The following is an 18,922-nucleotide window of genomic DNA, read 5'->3' as shown; positions in this document are numbered from 1 at the left end:
ATTATTGGCAGAAGATCACACAGATCGAAACCCAGCCGTTACCGAAAGACCATCTGCACCAGCAGGTCTTGGCTGGCGCCAGTGAATCCATCACTGTACAGTGGAATCGCGAGGAAACAGAACAGTTACTCAAGCAGGTTCCCCGTGCGTATAACACGGAAGTGAACGATATCCTGCTTACCGCTTTAGGCATGGCGCTTCACAGCTGGAGTGGCTTATCCCAAGTGAAGATCAATCTTGAAGGACATGGACGAGAAGAAATCCTGCCCGAGCTAGATATCACACGTACGGTTGGATGGTTTACCAGTCAATATCCCGTCTTGTTGGAAATCAAAGAAGGAAAGCATCTGGGCTACCAGATTAAGAGTGTGAAGGAAGCGCTGCGTCAGATTCCAAACAAAGGAATTGGCTATGGCATTTGGCGTTACTTGTCCCGCCATGCCGAAGGGATGGAATGGGGAGTAGAACCAGAGATCAGCTTCAATTATTTGGGTCAATTTGATCAGGATATTCAGGAAGAGGGAGTTTCTCCTTATTCCACGGGAGCGACCAGCAGTGACAAGCATTTACGTAATTATGCCTTAGATCTGAATGGCATGGTATCCGAAGGAGAGCTGATGCTAGATATTAGCTACAGTCCTTTAGAATACCACAGAGGAACGATCGAGAAGCTGGCTCAATGTCTGAAGGAAAGACTTCAAGAAATCATTGCCCATTGTATTACCAAAGAAAAGACAGAGTTAACACCAAGCGATGTTTTATTGAAAGGGCTCACCATCGAAGAAGTAGAGCAGATTGTCGAACAAACCAAAGCCATTGGTGAGATTGAGAATATCTACAGACTTACTCCGATGCAGAAGGGAATGCTGTTCCACAGCCAAATGGACCCGCAATCTGGTGCCTATTTCGAGCAAACGATATTTAATATGCAGGGAAGATTGAATATAGAGCTATTTAAGGATAGTTTTGAGAAACTAGTAAAACGTCATGCTATTTTACGCACGAATTTCTACAGTGAATGGAAGGAAGAGCCCTTACAGGTGGTTTATCGTACGAAAAATATAGATTTTTATTACGAGGACCTACGTAAGCTGGCTCAGAATGAATCTGAAGCTTATATCGAGAAATTCATGGAGCAGGACAAAAAACGAAGCTTCGACTTAAGGCAGGATGCTTTGATGCGTTTATCTATTCTTCATATTGAGAATACCAGCTATCGATTTATCTGGAGCTTCCATCATATTCTTATGGATGGATGGTGCTTACCAGTCCTGCTGAAAGAAGTAATAGAAATGTATGAAGCGAGCCAGGAGCAACGATCACCTAAGCTTCCTGCTGTGGCATCCTACAGTGGTTACATTGAATGGTTAGAACAGCAAGAGAATGAAAAAGCAGAAGCCTATTGGAAGAAGTATCTTGCAGGCTATGATCAGCAAACATTGCTGTTGCAGCCTAAAGTGGATGGAAAAGCTACTGAATATGTACAAAAACATGTGATTTGTGATTTGGATGAGGACGTTACCCGTAAAATCAATGACATTGCGCAAGAACATCAGGTAACGGTGAATACATTTATCCAAACGGTTTGGGGGCTTCTATTACAAAAATACAATGGAAATCAGGATGTCGTGTTCGGAAGTGTTGTGTCTGGAAGACCGACTGAAGTGATGGGAATTGAACATATGATTGGCTTATTTATTAATACAATTCCTGTGCGGATTCGTTGTGAAGCTGAAGAGTCCTTTGTTTCTCTCATTCAATCTATCCAAGAACAAGCATTGGCTTCTCAAACATACGATTATTATCCTTTATATGAGATACAAGCACTAACAGAACAAAAGCAAAGCTTAATCAATCACATTGTCGTCTTCGAAAATTATCCAGTAGAAGAAGAAATGGAGCAACAAACAGGACAAGTTCAAGATCAGCTAGAGATCACTGACGCAATGGCGATCGAACAAACGAATTATGATTTCAATTTAATTGTGATACCAGGTGAAGAGCTCAAAATCATTCTGGAATACAATGCTGTGGTATATGATTTCAACGTTATAGAACAAATTCAAAGACATCTGCTTAACTTATTCGCACAAATTACAAAAAATCCGCAAATAGCTGTACAGGATATAGAAGTCGTGACGGCAGATGAGAAGCACAGAATGCTTGAAGAGTTCAATCAAACAGTAAGCATGAGTGCGGAAGAGAAAACACTCTATCAGTTATTTGAAGAGCAGGTAGAACGTTCACCAGAACAAACCGCCGTTGTCTTCGAAGATCATGAATTAACCTATCGGGAACTGAACGAAAGGGCGAACAAACTAGCAAGGAAACTTCAAGCTGCGGGTGTGAAAACAGAGTCTGTAGTAGGGATCATGATGGAGCGCTCGGTTGAAATGATCGTAGGAATCTTGGGGATTTTGAAAGCAGGTGGTGCATACTTGCCAATAGATCCATTAGCTCCAGAAGAGCGTATTCATTTTATGCTGACCGACAGCGGAGTAGATTTGGTTGTAACCCTGCAAGAACAGGAAGGCAAACTACCACAAGAAATCCATAAGCTTTATTTAACAGATGATACCTTAAAAACGTATGCAGGGAACAACCTGCCAATTAGTTCAAGCTCACACCAGCTGTCCTATGTGATCTATACATCGGGAACGACGGGAAATCCGAAGGGAGTCATGATAGAACATAGAAATGTAAGCAACCTCGTCCTAGGATTAAAGGAGCATATTTACAAAGATTATCAAGCTCCTGCCGTGTTGCCTGGCTTTCACCGTATGTCTTTGATGCTTCCGTACAGCAAATCTTTGCCAGTCTTTTATTAGGACATATCTTGTACATTGTACCGAAGCAAGTAAGTATGAGCGGGGAGCACCTCATTAATTACTACAAAGCAAGAGAAATTGATATCTCTGATGGGACACCTGCCCATTTGCAAATCATCGTTGAAATGGGTCATGTTTCGGACGATATTGGTGTTCAGCATTTTATCATTGGTGGAGAAGCCTTACCAGCACACCTTGTCCAACAGATGAGAACCAAATGGCAAGGATATCAGCCGAAAATCTCAAATGTATACGGACCGACTGAATGTTGTGTTGATGCAACGGCTTACACCATCGAAGAGGATGTATCTGATGTTCATACTGTTCCAATTGGAAAACCTCTAGCCAATCAGTCTATTTATATCTTGGATTCACAACAAAAAATGGTTCCGATTGGTGTGGTGGGCGAAGTATATATTGGAGGTGCCGGAGTACAACCTCGCACTCACAGAAAAGGTATTCCTGGAGAATCCGCTAAAAGCGGGAGAAAGAATCTATCGTACAGGAGATTTGGCACGTTGGCTTCCTAATGGAAGTATTGAATATATCGGTCGAGTCGATGATCAGGTCAAAATACGCGGCTATCGCATTGAGCTTGGTGAAGTCGAGGCACAGCTATTAAAACAGGAGAACATCAAGGAAGGAATCGTCCTAGCGCGCCAAGATCAAGTAGGTCATAAGCTATTATGTGCGTATTATGTTGCGGATCAAGCTCTTTCTAGTCATGAACTAAGAAAAAGCTTAGCTGAAAAATTACCTAGCTATATGCTTCCGTCTTACTTTGTTCAATTAGCCCAATTCCCGTTAACCGTTAATGGGAAAATAGATCGTAAAGCACTGCCAGCTCCAGAAGAGGGAGTGCAAAGTGGAGCAGAATATGTAGCTCCACGAAACGAAATGGAAGCTCAATTAGTTCAGCTTTGGCATGAGGTATTGGGAATCGAGCGAATTGGAATAAAGGATAATTTCTTTGATCTTGGAGGACATTCGCTTAGAGCAACGACTCTGGTGGCAAAAATACATCGAGAAATGGATATTGCTCTACCATTAAGAGCCGTGTTTCAAGCACCTACATTAGAAATGATGGCTGAAGAATTATTTAAACTGGAGAAAAACAAACATGATTCCATTCCAATTGTTGAGGAGAGGGAAGTATACCCTGTTTCTTCAGCCCAAAAGAGATTATATATCCTTCATCAGCTAGAAGGAGCCGCACTGAGCTATAACATGCCTGATGAAATGGTATTGGAAGGTAAGCTTGATCTAGTAAGAATGGAAGCAGCCTTCAAACAGCTGATTCAGCGTCATGAGTCACTAAGAACGGGGTTTGAAATGATAGAGGGTGAGCCTGTACAACGTGTCTATCAAGATGTTCCTTTTGCCGTTGAATATGTCAAAGCGACAGAAGAGGAAGCGGAAGAAATCATCCAACGCTTTGTTCGAGAATTTAATCTAGAGCAACCTCCCTTACTACGAGTTGGATTAATTGAGGTAGCGCCAGATCGACATATTCTCATGTTAGACACGCACCATATGATCTCTGACGGAGTTTCTTCTACGATTCTAATGGAAGAGTTTGTGCGATTATATGAGGGAGAAAGCTTACCTCCTTTACGAATCCAATACAAGGATTATGCTGTTTGGCAACAATCTCAAGTGCAAAGTGAGCAGACGAAGCAACAGGAAGCCTATTGGCTAGATGTTTTTGCTGGCGATCTCCCAGTGTTAGAGATGCCTACAGATCATGTAAGACCTGCTCTGCAAAACTTTTCTGGAGGATCATTTGAGTTCATCATTCCTCCTGATATAAGCAAAAAACTAAAAAAACTAGCCGCTCAAACGGGTAGCACCTTATACATGCTTTTGCTGGCAACGTACACAACTTTACTACACAAATATAGTGGGCAGGAAGATGTGATTGTGGGAACACCGATCGCAGGCAGAGCCCATGCAGATCTTGAAGCTGTGATAGGAATGTTTGTTAATACACTAGCGATTCGCAGTTATCCTTCTGGAGAAAAAACATTTCTACACTATCTGAATGAAATCAAAGAAATCACACTAAGTGCTTATGAGCATCAAGAGTATCCGTTTGAGGAATTGGTAGAAAAGGTGGTTGTGAATAGAGATTTAAGCCGCAATGCCTTATTCGACACCATGTTTGTTCTACAAAACATAGAACATACTGAACGGGAAATAACGGGATTGCAGTTAAAACCATATTCACAGGAGCATCAAATTGCCAAATTTGACCTGACTTTTGTTGCCGTAGAATCAGATGAAGAGATTGCCTGCAATATTCAATATAGAACGAGTCTGTATGAGCAAAAAACCATTGAACGTATGGCTTATCATCTTCTCCAATTGGTTACAAATTTGGTTCACCATCCAGAACGAGAGATCGCTTCTTTGGAAATGATGAGTCCTGAGGAACAAACGGAGTTAATGACAGTCTTCAATAATACAGCTGTAGCCTATCCGAAAGAAAAAACAATTCAGCAGTTTTTTGAAGAACAAGTGGAGCGAAATCCTAATGCTGTTGCAGTCGTATTTGAAGATCAAGCATGGTCCTATCGTGAGCTAAATGAACAGGCAAACAAAGTGGCATGGGTGTTACGCGATCATGGTGTTCAGGCTGATAAAGTTGTGGGAATCATGGCAGAGCGCTCTCTGGAAATGATCGTTGGAATTTTAGGGATTTTAAAAGCTGGCGGTGCCTATGTGCCGATTGATCCAGCCTATCCAGCAGAACGGATCGACTATATTTTGGAGGATAGCGAGGCAATTATTCTCTTAATCCAAGAGCATTTGAGTAAGCCTGAAGGGTATTCCAATACCATATTTGGACTTAACGAGATTATGGAAACAGAAAAACGGAAGATGAATATCGAATCTGCTTCCAGCCCAAGGGACTTAGCCTATGTCATTTATACATCTGGGTCGACGGGTAAACCTAAAGGGATTATGATTGAACATCAATCTGTTAGTAATATTTTAGTCGCCTTAGAGCGCAAATATCCTGTAAAAGCAACAGATGCCTATCTATTAAAAACCACATTTACTTTCGATGTTTCCGTAACGGAGCTTTTTGGCTGGTTTGTCGGTGAGGGAAGACTCGTGATATTACCACCGGGTGATGAAAAAGATCCGAGAAGCATTTTGAACGTAGTGGAGCAAAAGGGAATCACACACATGAATTTCGCACCATCTATGCTTCACGTCTTCCTTGACATGTTGGACAGCAGTGATAGGGAGAAATTACGACAGCTCAGATATATTTTTGTTGCGGGCGAAGCTGTATCCCCGCAAATCGTTGCTAAATTCAACGCTCTTAAAACAGGAGTTATGTTAGAGAATATCTATGGACCTACAGAGTCAACGATCTATGCTACTAGCTACAGTGTAATTGGCACTGAGGAAAGAATTCCTATTGGAAAACCATTGGACAACATTCAAGCACTCATTGTTAGTAAGGAAGGTCAGCTGCAACCGATCGGTGTTCCGGGAGAGCTCTACTTAGGAGGAGCAGGATTAGCTAGGGGTTATTTGAATCGAGGGGATTTGAATGAAACATCCTTTGTCCACATTATTGGAGAGAATAAGCTAACAGAGGGGCGCTGGTATCGTACAGGAGATTTGGCACGTTGGCTTCCTGATGGAAATATTGAGTACTTAGGAAGAATCGATCATCAAGTAAAAATCCGTGGTTTTAGGATTGAACTTGGGGAGATCGAAGCTCAATTGCTAAAGGTTGAAGCGATGCAAGAAGCTGTGGTGATCGCTCAAGATGATCAAACGGGGCAAAAGCATCTATGTGCCTATTTTGTAGCAGAACATGAGTGTAATATAAGCGAAGTACGAGGAGCTCTTTCACTTGAACTACCAGGGTATATGATTCCATCTTATTTTGTGCAGTTGAAGGAAATGCCGTTAACAGCAAGTGGAAAAATTGATCGTAAAGCTCTGCCAAGCCCAGAAGAAGGGCTTCAATCGGGAACAGAGTACGTAGCACCACGAACAGAAACGGAAACAAGACTTGTACAGATGTGGCAAGAGATTCTGGGAATTCAAAGAATTGGGGTGAAGGACAATTTCTTCGCCATAGGAGGACACTCTTTACGAGCCACTACATTGGTATCAAGAATACACAAGGAATTAAATATTGTGCTTCCTCTACGTATCATCTTCCAGTCACCAACTATAGAAGCATTGGCAGAAGAAATGACAGGAATGGGACACTATGAGCATGTGGCAATTCCAGTTATTACTGAAAGAGAATATTATCCGGTTTCCTCAGCACAAAAAAGAATCTATATTCTTCAACAGGTGGAGGGAGCAGAACTAAGCTATAACATGCCGGATATGATGGTGCTAGAAGGAGAGCTAGATAGGCTAAAAGTAGAAGGTGTATTTCGCAAGTTAATCGATCGTCACGAAACGTTGCGTACGGGATTTGAGGAAGTAGATGGTGAGCCAGTACAAAGGATCTATCAAGAAATTGATTTTTCTTTGGAATTCGAAAAAGCAGAAGCAGAAGAAGTGGAAGAGATCATGGATCGATTTATCCGAGCTTTCACATTAGCAAAACCCCCTTTATTGCGAGTTGGCTTAGTTGAATTAGAAAAGCATCGTCATCTTCTTTTGTTAGACATGCATCACATTATCTCAGATGCTGCTTCTATGCGTATCCTGATCCAAGAGTTCTTCCAAATGTATGAAGAACAACTAGAACTTCCTCCGCTGAGAATACAGTATAAGGACTATGCTGTATGGCAGCAAAATGAAATGCAGAATGGAAGAATGAAAAAGCAAGAAGGCTATTGGTTAGAGGTATTTAGCGGAAAGCTTCCTACATTAGAACTGCCGACTGATTTTGAAAGACCTACCGTACGAAGTTTTGAAGGAGATACGCTAGAATTTGAGTTTCACGCCAGCTGATAGAACAGGTGGAAAAATTAGCTGAGGATCAAGGCTGCACAGTATACATGATTTTATTAGCTACTTATTCTATTTTGCTTTCAAAATACAGTGGACAAGAAGATGTAATTGTCGGGACACCGATTGCTGGAAGAACACATGCTGACTTAGAGGCACTACTTGGTATGTTTGTTAACACGTTGGCGATGCGCAATTATCCAGCTTCAGAAAAAACATTTGAAGAGTTTCTAAGTGAAGTGAAAAAGAACGCATTGCAAGCCTATGAGAATCAGGATTACCCATTTGAAGAGCTGGTAGAGAAACTAAATATTCCAAGAGATCGCAGTCGCAACCCTCTTTTTGACACCATGTTTGTCTTAGAAAATCTAGGAGCAGAAGCACAAGAGGACAACACTTCATCCATCGCACCTGATTATCAGCAGACAATAGCTAAATTTGATTTATTGCTAGGAATTAGTGTAGGGAAAGGTCAGATGAGCGGTGCCTTTCAATATTGCACAAGGCTGTTCAAAAAGAGCATGATTGATCGATTAGCAAAAGATTATGTGCAGGTTTTAGAGGATATTTCCCAAGAGCCAAGCAAGAAACTAAAGGATATAAATCTTCAACCTGTTTCAAAGAGTAAAAGTTTGGCAAAATCCGTTGAGTTCGTATTCTAGCTCCTTTTTTCAACGGTCTAAAAAGCAAGTGTATGTGATGGTACAAGTCGCATACACTTGCCAAATTATCATTCTACTAAATCATGAAGAACAAAACGATGTTTGAAGAAAAGCAGAGGTGAGATTAAGTGAAAAAGGTATTTGAAGTAGAAGAAGCTTATTGGAGAAAACAATTTTCTTATGAAGATCAGATCAGTTCCATTCCGTTCAGCCAAGCTTCTCCAAAATCTTTGAGTGATCTAGAAACAAATAAAATAGATTCATATGGTGACACATTATCTCCAGAAGTATCTCAAAGAATCACGGCTATAGCTCAAGGTTCTGATATGGCTATGTTTATGATTCTACTTGCAGGCTTACAGTGCTTGCTCTATAAGTACACAAATGAAGAAAATATGATTCTGGGAGTACCAACCGTACGAGATGAAGAGAATGAATCAACCCTTGTCAACGATCTTCTGATGCTAAAAAATCAACTAAGCGGTGAATATACGTTTAGACGTTTATTAGCTGAAATGAAAACCTCCATCGAACAATCAGAAGAGCATCAAGACATCCCATTTAGTAAAATGACACAAAATTTACATATTGAATATGATGCGAATGGCTTACCCATCGTTCACACCTTAGCCTGCTTAAAAAACCTTCACCAATACGAATATTGCCATAGTGTTGTCCCGCGTATGATGTTTGAATTTGAGAGGCAACAGGAATGGATCTATTTAAACATTCTATTTGATCAACAATTTTATCATCCTCATTTTGTTGAACAAATTCATCATCATATCAACAAAATTTTGTCCATTGTCCTCTTTCAGCCTGAACTAGAAGTGGATAAAGTAGAAGTGCTAAGCGAAGAGGAAAGAAATAAGCTTTTAGTAGATTTCAATAATACAAAAGCCCTGTATCCAAGAGAAAAAACGATCCACCAAGCGTTTGAAGAACAGGTACTATTGAATCCAGATGCGATAGCAGTAGTACAAGGTGATCAACAACTTACTTACGCTGAATTAAATAGACGTGCGAATCAAGTGGCTCATCGTTTACAGAACGAAGGAGTAACTGCAAATACCCTTGTCGGCATTTGTGTTGAGCGCTCGATCGAGATGCTAGTAGGATTGATTGGTATTTTGAAAGCAGGAGGCGCCTATGTACCAATAGATCCAACGTATCCACAAGATCGAATTGTTTATATGCTAGAGGATACCAAGATTAAGATATTAGTTACACAAAGCCATCTTGTTGAAAGATTACCCGCAACTGAACGAACCATTTGTTTGGATAGAAAAGAGGATGTCCACCTAGAAAACATGCATAATCCAACCCACACAGGGAATGGAGAAAATCTAGCCTATGTGATCTATACATCTGGATCAACAGGTACTCCAAAAGGTGTCTTGGTCCCTCATAGAGGAGTGATACGTTTAGTTGTAGCCAATGACTATGTCGATATCAGCGCATCAGATGTTTTTTTACAGGGCTCAACGATCTCTTTTGACGCTGCCACTTTTGAGTTGTGGGGAAGTCTATTAAATGGCGCTAAATTAGTATTACTTCCACCTCAATCACCGACGCTGGAAGAGTGGATTCAAGTCATTCAGCAGCAGCAGGTGAGTATCTTATGGCTGACCTCAGGGTTGTTTAATGTGATGGTAGAAAATCATCTCCAAGGACTGCGCGGAGTAAAGCAATTGTTAGTTGGAGGAGATGTTGTATCGATCCCTCATGCCAAAAAAGTTTTGGAATTAGAACAAGTTCGACTGATTAATGGATATGGTCCTACAGAAAACACCACCTTCACGTGTTGTCATCCAATCACCATGGAGGATGTAGAACGAACTTCTATTCCAATTGGAAAACCTATTCAGCATACTCAGGTGTATGTTGTGAGCCCAGCAGGTCAGTTGGCTCCAATTGGTGTGGCGGGTGAACTATATATAGGGGGCGATGGACTAGCACAAGGTTATCTGAACTTGCCAGAGCTAAGCGCTGAAAAGTTTGTACAGCATCCTTGGAGCTCAGGTCAGAAATTATATCGTACAGGAGATTTGGTGAAATGGCTTCCAGATGGAGGAATTGAGTATTTAGGAAGACTAGATCATCAAGTCAAAATCAGGGGATTTAGAATTGAGATTGGAGAAGTAGAAGCCCAATTGTCTAAATTGCACATGATTCAGGAAGCTGTGGTAATCGTTCGTGAAGATAATTCTGGTCAGAAGCAGCTGTGTGCTTATTATGTTTCAAACGAAAGCATTCCGACTAGTGAACTTAGAGAGCTTCTAGCTAAAGAATTACCAAGCTATATGATTCCAACATTTTTTGTTTCAATGGACAAGCTTCCACTCACACCAAACGGTAAAATTGACCGTAAAGCTTTACCGGAACCTGAAGAAAACCTGCATATTGGCACGGAGTATGTAGCTCCTCGTACTGAAGTGGAGCAGATCCTTGCTTCGATTTGGCAGGGAGTCTTGGGAGTTGAGAAGGTAGGTATCATGGATCACTTCTTTGAACTGGGTGGGGACTCGATTAAATCGATTCAGATTTCCTCTCGATTACATCAGGCGGGGTACAAGCTAGAGATGAAGGACCTTTTTAAATATCCGACTATCGCCAAGCTGAGTCCTTATGTACAAGCCACCGGTAGAACAATCGAGCAAGGAGAAGTGACGGGAGAAGCACAATTAACCCCTATTCAACATTGGTTCTTTGAACAAGAGTGGGAGGAGAACCACCATTTCAATCAAGCCATGATGCTGTATCGGGAAGATGGTTTTAATATCGTTGCCTTGAAGCAGGTGCTACAAAAGCTGGCTGAGCATCATGATGTGTTGCGAATGGTCTTTCGTCAGACCGAACAGGGCTATCAGGCTTTGAATCGAAGGATTCAGGGTGAAAAGCTGTATGAATTGGAAGTACTAGACTTCAGAAATGTAACTGGGGTTGCAGAGGCGATTGAAGCCAAAGCCAATCAAATTCAAAGTAGTTTGAATCTAAGCGAAGGACCGCTACTGAAGCTCGGCTTGTTCCAGTGTGAGGATGGCGATCATTTACTTGTTGTCATTCATCATTTAGTGATTGATGTCGTTTCATGGAGAATTCTCATTGAGGACCTTTCCACTGGGTACGAACAAGCAGCTAAGGGAGAAGACATTCGACTTCCGCAGAAAACCGACTCCTTCCTGACATGGGCTGAACAGCTTTCTTCTTATGCGCAGAGTCAGGCGATGGTACAAGAAGGGGCTTATTGGCAGAAGGTCACACAGATCGAAACCCAGGCTTTACCTAAAGACTACTTACACCAGCAGGCATTGGTTGGTACAAGTAACTCCATCACCGTTCAGTGGAGTCGCGAGGAAACAGAGCAGCTACTCAAGCAGGTTCCTCGTGCTTATAACACAGAAGTAAACGATATTCTGCTGACAGCTTTAGGCTTAGCCATTTATAGATGGAGCGGCTTAACTCAAGTGAAGATCAATCTTGAAGGACATGGACGTGAAGAAATCCTCCCAGAGCTTGATATCACGCGTACAGTTGGGTGGTTTACTAGTCAATATCCCGTTTTGTTGGAGATGGCAGAAGGAAAGAACCTAGGCTACCAGATTAAGAGTGTGAAGGAAGCCCTGCGTCAGATTCCGAACAAAGGAATTGGCTATGGGATTTGGCGTTATTTAACTCAACAGTCTTTCCAATCTCATTCTGGTTTTGCCCCTGAAATCAGCTTCAATTATCTTGGGCAATTTGATCAGGATATCCAGAGCAAGGAAGTATCCTCTTATTCCAGCGGCTTGGATCGAAGTGCAAAACAAGCTCGTACATATACTTTAGATGTAAATGGAATGATTGGTGAAGGTGAACTTGTATTAGCCATAAGCTATAGTCATTTAGAGTACCAAAGAGAAACCATGGAATCTTTTGCTCAATGCTTAAAAGAAAGTCTTCAAGAAGTGATTGCTCATTGCGTGAGCAAGAGAGATACGGAGCTGACACCTAGTGATGTTTTATTGAAAGGTCTTGCCATTGCAGAGTTGGAGCAGGTTGTAGCAGAAACCAAGCACATTGGTGAGCTTGAGAACCTTTACAGCTTAACCCCTATGCAGAAAGGAATGTGGTTTCATAGCCAAATGAACCCTCATTCAGGGGCATACTTTGAACAAGTAACCTTTGCCATGCAGGGAAGCTTAGACGTAGAGGTATTTAAGAAAAGCTTTCAATCACTAATTAAGCGCCATGCGATCCTGCGCACCAATTTTTATAGTGGGTGGAAGGAAGAACCACAGCAAATCGTTTTTCGAATGCGTGATATTCCGTTTTATTATGAAGATGTAAGTGAAATGCAGATGGAAGCATATGAGGACTATATAGAACAGTTCATGAAAAAAGATAGGGCTAGTGGCTTTAACTTAGAGAAGGATTCACTTATCCGCTTATCGATTTTCCGAACAAACGAACAGGAATATCAGCTTACGTGGAGCTTTCATCACATTTTAATGGATGGTTGGTGCTTGCCCATTCTGATTAATGAAATGCTCCAAACATATTTTGCTTACCAGCAGCAGCAACAGCCAGAATTGGATGAAGTCGTATCCTACAGTCAATATATTGAGTGGCTAGAACAGCAAAACAGTCAAGCAGCAGCGGAATATTGGAGAGAATATCTTGCGCATCTTGAAGGAGAGACACATCTTCCTCAAAAAGCGGCTCCAACTTCACATACAACCTATGTTACTAAGAAACAGATTCGTGGCTTGGGTAAAGAATTAACATTGCAGTTGAATAACCTTGCTAAAAAATATCAAGTCACGGTTAATTCACTGATTCAAACAGCATGGGGAATTCTACTTCAAAGATATAGTGGTACTCAGGATGTTGTGTTTGGAAGTGTTGTATCAGGTCGACCAGCTGAAATTCGAGGGATTGAACAGATGGTTGGATTATTTATTAATACCATTCCTGTCCGCATTTCTTGTCAGGCTGGAGAATCGGTAGAGTCTGTGATTCGAAAGGTTCAAGAACAAGCCTTAGCTTCCCAAGGCTTTGATTATTACCCATTATACGAAATTCAAGCTCAAACCGAACAAAAACAAAATTTGATCAACCATATCATGATTTTTGAAAATTACCCTGTAGAGGAGCAAATCGAAAAGGCAGAACAGCTAGAACAAAAAAGTCTAGAGATCATGGATGTTTTTGCCATGGAACAAACGAATTATGATCTGAATTTTGTCGTTATGCCTGGTGAAGAATTCAAGATCAATCTGGAGTTCAACACCGAAGTGTATGATCCTGCAACCATGCAGAGGATTCAAAACCAGTTCATACATCTGCTAGAGCAAATCGTAGATTCTCCACAACGCTTAGTTAGAGAATTAGATCTGTTATTACCTGAGGAGCAGAAGGAAATTCTAGGAGTCTTTAATTCTACCAGTGTAGAATATCAAGCAAAAAAGACTTTGCATCAATTATTTGAAGAACAGGTAGTACGTATACCGGAACAAGTGGCTGTTGTTTTCGAGGGGCAGACGTTAACGTACCGTGAACTAAATGAAAAAGCAAACCAATTGGCATGCTTGCTTAGAGAAGAAGGAGTGCAAGCGGATCAATTAGTAGGAGTCATGGCTGAACGCTCATTAGAGATGGTCATTGCTATTTTTGCCGTACTGAAAGCCGGCGGAGCTTACTTGCCAATTGATCCTGCTTATCCACTAGAACGTATTCGCTATATGCTTGATGATAGTCAATGTCAGTACCTTATTACTACATCCGAAACATCTCTGACTCTAGCGAACTCCATTAGATTGATCGAGCTGCAATCAGACTCTTTCTCTCAGTACAGCATTCAGAATGTAGACTCAACAAGTACATGGCATAATCTAGCTTATGTTATCTATACCTCAGGAACTACTGGAAATCCAAAAGGAGTTATGATCGAACATCAGAGTGTAGTTAATTCATTATCATGGCGTAAACAGGAGTACCAATTGAGCGAGAGGGATAACGTACTTCAATTATTCTCTTTCTCGTTTGACGGGTTTGTAACGAGTTTATTTACTCCATTGCTATCTGGAGCAAGTGTTTATTTACTAGGTGAACATGAGGCTCGTGATCCGTTAGCGATTCGTCAATATATATCGAGAGAAGGCATTACTCATTTCATCAGTGTTCCTAGCTTATATGCAGCCCTACTCGATGTCATAGAGCCTGAACTGAGCCAAAAACTGAGAATGATTACCTTGGCAGGGGATCGTATTCTTCCTTCCTTACTAGAAAAAAGCCATCGTGTATTACCTCATGTTGAATTGGTTAATGAATACGGGCCAACGGAAAATAGTGTAGTGACTACTTTTGAACGAAATCTTGGTCAAGGTCAACTGACAATCGGTCAACCGATTTGGAACCATCAGGTCTTCATATTAGATGAACAAGGGAAGCTCTTGCCTACCAATGTACCTGGTGAGCTCTGCGTCGCAGGAGCTGGAATCGCTCGTGGATATCTAAATCAACCTCAGCTGACAGCAGAAAAATTCGTAGAGAATCCTTTCACACCAGGAACTCGGATGTATCGTACAGGAGATTTGGCTCGCTTTCTACCAAATGGAAAAATAGAATACCTAGGTAGAATTGATCATCAGGTCAAGATTCGTGGATTTAGAATTGAGCTTGGTGAAATAGAATCACAAATGCTGAAATCAAAAGAGATTGAAGAAGCCGTCATCGTTGCTCTAGATGATGAAACAGGACAAAAATATCTATGTGCTTATTTTGTTGCACAGCAGAAAATGAACATAAGTGAGATAAGAGAACAACTTGCACAGGAGCTACCAAATCATATGATTCCAGCCTTTTTCGTACAATTGGAACAGCTTCCTTTGACCCTAACGGGAAAATAGATCGAAAAGTTTTACCTAAGCCTGAAGGGAGCAATGCTTCTGGGAAAGAATATGTTGCCCCGCGCACATCAACAGAGGAGAAGCTTGTACAAATTTGGCAAGAAGTGCTTGGAGTCGAACAAATTGGGATGAAGGATCATTTCTTTGAATTAGGTGGACATTCCTTGCGTGCCACGACCTTGGTGTCTAAGATTCATAAGGAAATGAACATTCAAGTACCATTGAGAGTTGTTTTTGATTTACCTACATTAGAAGCAATGGCAACAGAAATTGAAGGGATGGAGCAAAAACAATATTTATCGATTCCAGTCGTGGAAGAGAGCAAATTTTATCCTGTTTCTTCTGGACAAAAAAGATTGTACGTCCTGCATCAGTTAGAAGGAGCTGAACTAACCTATAACATCCCTAACGTCATGCTTCTTGAAGGGAAGGTTGATCGTCATCAATTCGAACTTGCTTTCCGTCAACTCATCGCTCGCCACGAAACCTTAAGAACGAGCTTTGAAGTAGTAAATGGAACCCCTATGCAACGAATCTATCAAGAACATGAGATTGTTTTTGAAATAGAGGAGATGAAGGCTCAGGAAGAAGAAACGGAAGATATCATTCGTCGATTTGTCCGTGCGTTTGATCTTGAAAAAGCGCCTTTACTTCGAGTCGGCTTAGTTCAATTAGAAACAGAACGCCACCTTCTATTGTTAGATATGCACCACATCATTTCTGATGGCGTGTCAACTGATCTGTTGTTGCAAGAGTTCAGTGGACTATACGTAGGAGAAGATTTACCGCCACTCCGTATCCAATACAAAGACTATGCGGTATGGCAACAGTCAGAGGTTCAAAGCAAACGTATAAAAAATCAAGAAAAATATTGGTTGCAGACCTTCTCTGGAACTCTTCCTGTATTAGAATTACCTACTGATTTTGTACGACCCGCTGTGCAAAGCTTTGCTGGAAACACCTTTAAATTTGTGATCCACCCTAGTATCACTAAGAAACTAAAGCAACTTACTACACAAACAGGCACAACACTCTACATGGTGCTAATGGCGGCATACAATACGCTATTACACAGATATAGTGGACAGCAGGATATCATTGTGGGTACCCCAATCGCTGGAAGGTCACATGCTGATTTAGAGCCGCTGATTGGAATGTTTATTAATACGTTAGCCATCCGTAATTACCCGGCTGGTGAAAAAACATTTGTGGAATTTCTTAAAGAAGTCAAAGAAACGACTCTACAAGCCTATGAAAATCAAGAATATCCATTTGAAGAGCTAGTAGAAAAATTAAATATCAGCAGAGATCTAAGTCGAAATGCTTTATTTGACACCATGTTCTCCCTAGAAAGTGCTGAAAAAGGTGAGGGAGAAACTGAAGGACTGCAATTGAAGCCTTATCCTATGGAACATCAGGTTTCAAAGTTTGATCTTAGCTTAGATGCCTTTGAGTTAGAAGAAAATATTCTATGTCATCTTGAATATTCTACTTCCTTGTATCATGTCAAAACGATAGAACGAATCGCCCATCATTTTATAGAGTTATTGAACAAGATTGGCGAAAATCCAAACCAAACTCTCTCTGAAATAGAGATTTTGCGCCAAGAAGAAAAAGAAGAAATGCTTTATGGATTCAACAACACGAGAAGAGAAATAGTAAATCAAAAGTCAATGGAGCACCAATTTGAAGAGCAGGTAGAAAGAACACCAGATGCAGTAGCCCTCATAAGTGGAAATCAAAGGATCACATACCTGGAATTAAATGAAAAAGCGAATCGTTTGGCTCGTACGTTAGTAGCTGAAGGTGTACAAGCCGAGTCACTGGTAGGAATCATGCAGATCGCTCTGCCGAAATGATCATTGGGATGCTTGCTATTCTAAAAGCTGGAGGAGCTTATGTGCCGATTGATCCAGAATATCCGGAGGAACGCATTCAGTATATGCTTGAAGATTCTGGAATGAAGGTGCTCCTGGTTCAGCAACGCTTCCTAGAGAAAGTAGGCTTCGAAGGAAAAAATTTCGTCTTTGAAAATGAGGAAATCTATCATGAAGAGAGCTCGAACGTAGGTATCATCAATGAGCCTCAGCATTTAGCTTATGTTATCTATACCTCTGGAACGACTGGCAAGCCGAAAGGGGTCCTGATTGAGCGAGCTAATCTTTCAAGCTATGTACACGGCTTCGTGCAGGAGTTTAAGGTTCACGAGCAGGATCGAATCCTACAGCAAGCTTCTATTTCCTTTGATACCTCGGTAGAGGAAATCTATCCAGCGCTTGTTACAGGAGCCACCATTGTCATCGTGCCTAAACTAGATGTACTGGATCCGAGAAAGTTAGCGGAAAGAATTATCGACGAACAGATCAGTATTGTTTCCTGCTCACCGTTGCTGCTGAATGAATTAAATCAGCATCTTATAGAGCAAGAGCATGTCGTCAGACTCTTTATTTCAGGAGGAGATGTTCTGTTCAAGAGCCACTTTTCTAATCTTGCTTCCTCAGAGGTATACAACACGTATGGTCCGACGGAAGGCACGGTTTGTGCAACCTATTACAAGTGCACACATCAAGAGAGTCAAAGCATCCCTATTGGGAAGCCAGTCATAAATAAACAAGTCTATATCTTAAATAATAAAAATCAGCTACAGCCCGTTGGAGTCCCTGGTGAACTCTGCGTGGCAGGAGATGGCGTCGCTCGGGGCTACTTGAATCGACCAGAGCTGACTGCGGAGAAATTCATAGAGAACCCCTTTGAATCAGGGGGAAGAATGTACCGCACAGGAGATTTGGCACGCTGGCTACCAGATGGCAACATTGAATACCTAGGTCGAATCGATGATCAGGTGAAAATCCGTGGCTTTAGAATTGAGCTCGGTGAAATAGAAGCGCAGCTCTTGAAGCTAGAGGGAATCCAAGAAGCAGTGGTTGTGGCACGTGAAGATGCGGCAGGTCAGAAACAATTATGTGCCTACGTGGTAGCAGATCAGGTGCTAACAGTTAGCGAATGGAGAGAGCGCCTATCCAAATCGCTGCCTAGCTATATGATTCCAGCTTACTTTGTACAGCTGGAAAAGCTTCCTCTCACACCGAATGGCAAAGTGGATCGCAAAGCGTTGCCTGCACCGGAAGGAAGTATTCAAACAGGGAGCGCCTATGTAGCCCCTCGTACGGAAGTGGAGCAGACTCTTGCTTCGATTTGGCAGGGCGTCTTGGGAGTAGCGAAGGTGAGCATCATGGATCACTTCTTCGAACTAGGAGGAGACTCGATTAAATCGATCCAAATTTCCTCTCGCTTGTATCAGGCGGGCTACAAGCTAGAAATGAAGGACTTATTCAAATACCCAACAATTGCTAAGCTAAGCCTTATGTGCAAGCCATTGGCAGAACGATAGAGCAAGGAGAAGTGACGGGAGAAGCCAAGTTAACGCCTATTCAACAGTGGTTCTTTGAGCAAGAATGGGAGGAGAACCATCACTTCAATCAAGCCATGATGCTGTATCGAAGAGAAGGCTTTGAGATTGCGATCTTACAGCAGGTGCTCGAAAAGCTTACGAAGCACCATGATGCCTTACGTATGGTCTTTCGTCAGACGGAAGAAGGCTACCTGT

7 protein-coding genes and 1 pseudogene are annotated in these 18,922 nt (G+C 41.6%); all 8 read left to right on the top strand.

The window, feature by feature from the left end:
• A partial coding sequence (locus JCM10596_RS28375) for a condensation domain-containing protein (RefSeq protein WP_025028836.1) occupies nucleotides 1-2,828 on the top strand: 2,828 nt, incomplete at its 5' end.
• A gap of 8 nt (nucleotides 2,829-2,836) precedes the next feature.
• Nucleotides 2,837-3,358 (top strand): AMP-binding protein, encoded by a 522-nt coding sequence (locus JCM10596_RS30975; RefSeq protein ID WP_051541409.1) that lies wholly within the window; start codon nucleotides 2,837-2,839, stop codon nucleotides 3,356-3,358.
• Entirely contained in the window at nucleotides 3,339-7,766 is a 4,428-nt protein-coding gene (locus JCM10596_RS28365) for a non-ribosomal peptide synthetase (protein ID WP_025028834.1), read from the top strand. The genes JCM10596_RS30975 and JCM10596_RS28365 overlap by 20 nt, the downstream gene beginning before the upstream one ends.
• 8 nt (nucleotides 7,767-7,774) lie before the next feature.
• The gene (locus JCM10596_RS30970) at nucleotides 7,775-8,425 is read left to right on the top strand and encodes a condensation domain-containing protein (RefSeq protein WP_025028833.1); all 651 of its coding nucleotides are present in this window, start codon (nucleotides 7,775-7,777) and stop codon (nucleotides 8,423-8,425) included.
• A 128-nt stretch (nucleotides 8,426-8,553) separates the two neighbouring features.
• Nucleotides 8,554-15,315, top strand: coding sequence for a non-ribosomal peptide synthetase (locus JCM10596_RS26915; protein WP_051541408.1), 6,762 nt, complete (start codon nucleotides 8,554-8,556; stop codon nucleotides 15,313-15,315).
• Nucleotides 15,316-15,443: 128 nt separating this feature from the next.
• A pseudogene (locus tag JCM10596_RS30605) lies at nucleotides 15,444-18,356 on the top strand (amino acid adenylation domain-containing protein); the annotation flags it as partial.
• 191 nt (nucleotides 18,357-18,547) lie between these two features.
• Nucleotides 18,548-18,706, top strand: a complete 159-nt coding sequence (locus JCM10596_RS30600) for a phosphopantetheine-binding protein (protein WP_234410602.1) — start codon at nucleotides 18,548-18,550, stop codon at nucleotides 18,704-18,706.
• Nucleotides 18,682-18,922, top strand: a 241-nt coding sequence (locus tag JCM10596_RS28345; RefSeq protein ID WP_148302669.1) for a condensation domain-containing protein, incomplete at its 3' end; no start/stop codon positions are given. The genes JCM10596_RS30600 and JCM10596_RS28345, both read left to right, overlap by 25 nt.

It is taken from the genome of Caldalkalibacillus mannanilyticus JCM 10596 (genome assembly GCF_000615945.1).
GTDB classification, from domain to species: Bacteria; Bacillota; Bacilli; order Caldalkalibacillales; family JCM-10596; genus Bacillus_AT; species Bacillus_AT mannanilyticus.
The sequence above is the reverse complement of the archived record's forward strand: the minus strand, read 5'-3'. Positions and strand labels throughout refer to the sequence as shown.